Origin of the sequence: Endozoicomonas sp. ALC013 (genome assembly GCF_049310205.1) — a bacterium.
In the GTDB taxonomy this organism is placed as follows: Bacteria; Pseudomonadota; Gammaproteobacteria; order Pseudomonadales; family Endozoicomonadaceae; genus Endozoicomonas.
The window spans coordinates 1-4,803 of the sequence record NZ_JBLYNS010000233.1; the positions used below are offsets into that span (position 1 = coordinate 1).

At 50.1% G+C, this 4,803-nt stretch carries 6 protein-coding genes; 1 reads left to right on the forward strand and 5 read right to left on the reverse strand.

Annotated elements, in window-relative coordinates; translation table 11 throughout:
* Positions 1 to 270 precede the first annotated feature (270 nt).
* Positions 271 to 888, forward strand: a complete 618-nt coding sequence (locus ACO6V1_RS22390; protein WP_422468677.1) for a class I SAM-dependent methyltransferase — start codon at positions 271 to 273, stop codon at positions 886 to 888.
* Between the two features lie 97 nt (positions 889 to 985).
* Here the strand turns inward: ACO6V1_RS22390 and ACO6V1_RS22395 are convergent, their stop codons facing one another.
* The 5 genes from ACO6V1_RS22395 to ACO6V1_RS22415 all read right to left on the reverse strand — a co-directional run bounded on the left by ACO6V1_RS22395 (position 986) and on the right by ACO6V1_RS22415 (position 4,655).
* On the reverse strand, positions 986 to 1,402 hold the full coding sequence (locus ACO6V1_RS22395; protein ID WP_422468679.1) for a type II toxin-antitoxin system VapC family toxin: 417 nt from the start codon (positions 1,400 to 1,402) through the stop codon (positions 986 to 988).
* Positions 1,399 to 1,623, reverse strand: a complete 225-nt coding sequence (locus tag ACO6V1_RS22400; protein WP_422462618.1) for a FitA-like ribbon-helix-helix domain-containing protein — start codon at positions 1,621 to 1,623, stop codon at positions 1,399 to 1,401. The genes ACO6V1_RS22395 and ACO6V1_RS22400 overlap by 4 nt, the downstream gene beginning before the upstream one ends.
* Positions 1,624 to 1,816: 193 nt before the next feature.
* On the reverse strand, positions 1,817 to 2,350 hold the full coding sequence (locus ACO6V1_RS22405) for a hypothetical protein (protein ID WP_422468681.1): 534 nt from the start codon (positions 2,348 to 2,350) through the stop codon (positions 1,817 to 1,819).
* Positions 2,351 to 2,581: 231 nt separating this feature from the next.
* The gene (locus tag ACO6V1_RS22410; RefSeq protein WP_422468683.1) at positions 2,582 to 4,369 is read right to left on the reverse strand and encodes a sodium:solute symporter family protein; all 1,788 of its coding nucleotides are present in this window, start codon (positions 4,367 to 4,369) and stop codon (positions 2,582 to 2,584) included.
* Position 4,370: 1 nt separating this feature from the next.
* Positions 4,371 to 4,655, reverse strand: coding sequence for a DUF4212 domain-containing protein (locus tag ACO6V1_RS22415; RefSeq protein WP_422450348.1), 285 nt, complete (start codon positions 4,653 to 4,655; stop codon positions 4,371 to 4,373).
* Positions 4,656 to 4,803 lie beyond the last annotated feature (148 nt).

Sequence of the window (4,803 nt, forward strand, 5' to 3'; positions counted from 1 at the left end):
GGAGTCAGAAAATCCTCAAGAGAAGCTCAAGAAACTGACGGAGTCTCTCGAAGACTATCGCCCGGAGAGAATATCCAGTAAGCATATGGCAGGCAGGGAGCTGGGGAGGATGATGCCAACTGCCTCACTCAAGTACCGTTTGCCAGAATATCAAACACTCGTGCATTAAAAACTTGAGAGTCGAGTGACAGGCCATTTTTGTTTCTGACCCTGTCAAACCGTGATTGGCTGCTCACAAAGATCAGCCATGGCTCAGTTCGGATTAAAATCATGTTCAAACAACTCAATAACGCAACAGCTAAGCCTGTTGCGTGGTCATCTTACACAGCAGCAGTGTTGTGGGCAGATCCTCATATTGCCAGACAAATGATGGCCTACCATCTAAACCCGGATATCAACGCCGCCTCCAGATCGTTTGATTTTATTGATGAATCGGTCAGCTGGCTTATTTCAAGCTTTGGCCTTAATCAATCTTCAACGGTCATAGACTTTGGCTGCGGCCCGGGGCTGTATACCCAGCGCCTGAAAAAACAGGGAACAGGCACTGTGGTGGGTCTTGATTTCTCTCAAAACTCTCTTGAGTACGCAAGCCAGCAGGCAGACCGGTCGAACCTGGACATCGAATACCATCTGGGCAATTACCTGGACTACTGGTGTATCCAGTCTTCCTTCTTATACAGACCTGAACTGGTCACCCTGGACAAGTATGTTATCTGTGAAGAAGAACGGGAGTGGACGGTCTATAACTGGCTACAGTACTTTACCCTTGACATGCTGCGCAGTGAGCTTGAACAACACGGCTTGGAAATTCAGGCCACTTACAGTGATTTGCGCGGCAGGCCCTGGACTGATGGTGATGAAATCGCGGTAGTCATTGGTCTTAAATAACCACCGTGTTTATAACAGGGGCGATGATATCGCCTCTGTTAAAAGCTCCATTGATGGGTTAATTGCTCAGTTCAATAAATAAAACCGGGGTTAGCACTCAAGACTTTAACAGCGTCCCAGGCTCAACGGCTATCTCTGGAAATTTGCACAACAGCTTTTTATCCCAAGTGACCAATGGGCAGTCTAACGTTTCCGCCAATACCACAAAAAACGCATCGTAGGCCGGGTGTTTTGCATACGTGGCTACTTCCAGTGCTCTGAACCATAACTGCTCACTAGTGGTTACCGACGTTATCAGGGCTTCGGCTCTTTCGATGGCCTGTATTGCCTGTTGAAGACTCAGCTGCTGATGGGTTAGCCACTGCCAGGCAACATTACAGAACTCAGAGCGGAACAGATCAGGTACATGGATGTGCTCGACTTTTGCCAATACGGCCACAGCTTCCTGCCGATGCACGGGTTCATTAAACAGAGCATAGGCAAACACCATGGTATCGATAACGGCCTGGGTCATGGCCGCCCCTCATGCCGCCAGGATTCTATGTCTTTGGCTGAGGTTTCCGGCAACTCTTTCCAGCTATTTCTTATAGCTTTAATGAGATCAGACTTTTTCTGATAGCGAGCTTCCAGCAACTCCCGAACCTCTTGCTCCATCGAGCGGTTGCCTGCTTTGGCACTGGCTTTTAATCGTTCTATCAGTTCGTCTGGCAGGTTTCGTATGGTCAGGGTGGCCATGAATTGTGCTTCCTTGAGCGATGTGATCCATTTCCAATGCTAGCACATTGCTAGCGAAGCAATTGTTTTATTATTTTGATGCTGTATCACTTTTCTTCAGTTGAAGCATTCCGGTGGTTATCGGTCTTAAATAACCACCGTGTATGTAAACAGGGGCGATGACATCGCCTCTGCTAAAAGTTCCATTGACGGGTTAATTGCTAAATTCAGCAATGGTTCTCAAGGTTTCCAATACGCCTCGGGCAGCCTCCCGGGCATGGTCATTCACCGGCTGATACCTGGGCTGATAGAGGCAATTTAATGGCCGGTCATAAACCGGCCTCATCTCATCATGAATAATGTTATGGTCCTGATAGGTCAGATAACGGGTTTCCAAAATGATGCCACTGGCCGGACCACCCAGTTTGCACGTCGCCCAGCCTGGCTCAAGCTGCTGAATACCCTGAGAAAAGGTATCATAGCTGAATGAACGCCTCAGTTTATTCAATCGCCAGTAAGTCGAGTCATTCACGGCATCTATTTCAACCCCGTCAACCGTCAGCCTGAACTGGCCTTCCTCATTCGACATTACATTAGGATCAATCCCGGTGCCGTAAAAATTAACCTCTGTAACCACCTCATCGTCAAGATAGTGCTTCATACTTAACAACAACTTATGGTGATCATCCACGGCATTGGCCAGTGCCGACAGCAAAAGCAGAGATAGACAAACAGTTCTTGAAACCACGCTGGTTACTCCATAGGCAGAATATAACGACTGGCAGTTTAGACACCTGTAAAGCACTTAAGTTCTGTATTTGGGAAAATGAATATCAGGTGCGACACAAAAATTGCCAGAAAATGATACCGGCTACGATAACACCGGCTGACTGCAACAGAGGCGACCAGGATCAAAGAATCGAAAAAAAGCCACGTTCCAACGGAAAGCGGCTCTGGATTGTTTATCGGTTCAGTGGCTTCATACCCGAACTGTCTCACCCTCCTCTACGGGCTCTGATGCTTTCCCGCCACGGCGGGGAATACGAATATCATCCACCATATCCTGCACCGCTTTGGGTGGTGCCTCCGTAGCATGGCAAACCACCAGGGAGACCGCAAAGTTGATCAACATACCCAGGGTACCAATGCCTTCTGGTGACACGCCGAACCACCACTGTTCCGCAGTGCCCCCCAGAAATTTGAAGTAGATAATATAAGAAGCCGTAAACAGCAGGCCTGTCACCATACCGGCAATCGCCCCTTCACGGTTCATCCGCTTGTAGAAGATACCCAAAAGAATCGCGGGGAAGAATGAAGAAGCCGCCAGGCCAAAGGCAAAAGCCACCACCGAGGCCACAAACCCTGGCGGGTAGATGCCTGCCAGACCAGCCACACCAATAGCGGCAGCGGCAGCAATACGGGCCGCCAGCAATTCCTGCTTATCGGTAATGCCGGGCATCAGATTCCGCTTCAGCAGGTCATGGGAAATGGAGGTGGAAATAACCAGCAGCAAGCCAGCTGCGGTAGAAAGGGCCGCCGCCAGACCTCCGGCCGCTACCAGTGCAATGACCCAACCGGGGAGGTTGGCGATTTCTGGGTTGGCCAGCACCATAATGTCGCGATCAACATACAGTTCATTGGCGTTGCCAGTCTGGTTATTGCTGACCAGTCGTTCACCACTGTCACCCCGTGCGTCAATAAACGACGGTTTACCTTCGATCGGAGCACCGGGGTGATACTGAATTTTGCCATCGTCGTTTTTGTCGACCCAGGCCATCAAACCCGAGTTTTCCCAGTTGGCAAACCACTCAGGCAGCCGCTCATATTCAGCTTCAGAAACCGTCTGCAGCAGATTGATACGGGCAAAGCTGGCCACCGCTGGCGCTGTGGTGTAGAGCACAGCAATAAACAGCAGCGCATAACCGGCCGATTTACGGGCGTCACGCACCGTTGGGGTGGTGAAGAAACGCACGATAACGTGGGGCAAACCCGCAGTACCAACCATCAGAGCCATGGTGATAAAGAACACGTCAATGGTGGACTTGGAGCCATCGGTATACTGGGCAAAGCCTAGTTCCTGAGACAGACCGTTCAGTTTCTCCAGCACCGAGAGCCCAGTGCCTTCAACGTCACTGCCAAAGCCCAGCTGGGGAATCGGGTTGCCAGTGATCATCATGGAAATAAAGATCGCGGGCACCAGATAGGCGAAAATCATCACACAGTATTGCGCAACCTGAGTGTAGGTAATGCCTTTCATGCCCCCCAGCACAGCGTAAACAAAGACGATACCCATCCCGATCATGACCCCGATATTGATATCCACCTCCAGGTAACGGGAGAAGACAATACCGACTCCGCGCATCTGTCCGGCAACATAGGTAAAGGAGATAAAGATAACGCATATAACAGCAACCACCCGGGCGGTCTGGCTGTAGTAACGTTCAGCGACAAAGTCCGGCACAGTGAACTGGCCAAATTTGCGCAGATAAGGTGCAAGGCACATGGCCAGCAATACATATCCCCCGGTCCAGCCCATCAGATACATGGCCCCGTCACGCCCCATAAAGGAGATAATACCGGCCATGGAAATAAAAGAGGCCGCCGACATCCAGTCCGCTGCGGTTGCCATACCGTTGGCGACGGGATGAACGCCGCCACCGGCCACATAATAGTCTTTGGTTGAGCCAGCCCTGGACCAGATAGCAATACCGATATAGAGCGCAAACGATAACCCGACAAAAAGGAAGATCAGTGTTTGAGTCGCCATCTCACTCTTCCTCCTGAACGTTGTATTTTCGGTCCAGACGGTTCATCAACCCGATATAGACAAAAATCAGAACCAGAAAGGTATAGATGGAACCCTGCTGGGCAAACCAGAAGCCCAATGGAAAGCCGAAAAAGCTGATTTGATCCAGCTGGTCCACGAACAGTATGCCGCAACCAAAGGAAACGGCGAACCAGATCACCAGTAAGGAAAGTAGTATGCGTATGTTCTCCCGCCAATAGGCGGCAGCTGCACTTTGATGATTACCACGGGAAGGATCAGCAGACATGAAAAGACGCTCCTGAAAGTATTATTGTTTTTCTTATCTTCAGTCACTGAGGACTGCCTGAGTCTCAGACAGTAACAAATGTGGGGACATGAGCATCTTAGACTTTAGGCTAATACCGGTTTAACACTTTGTCTCAACCCTGTTAGCC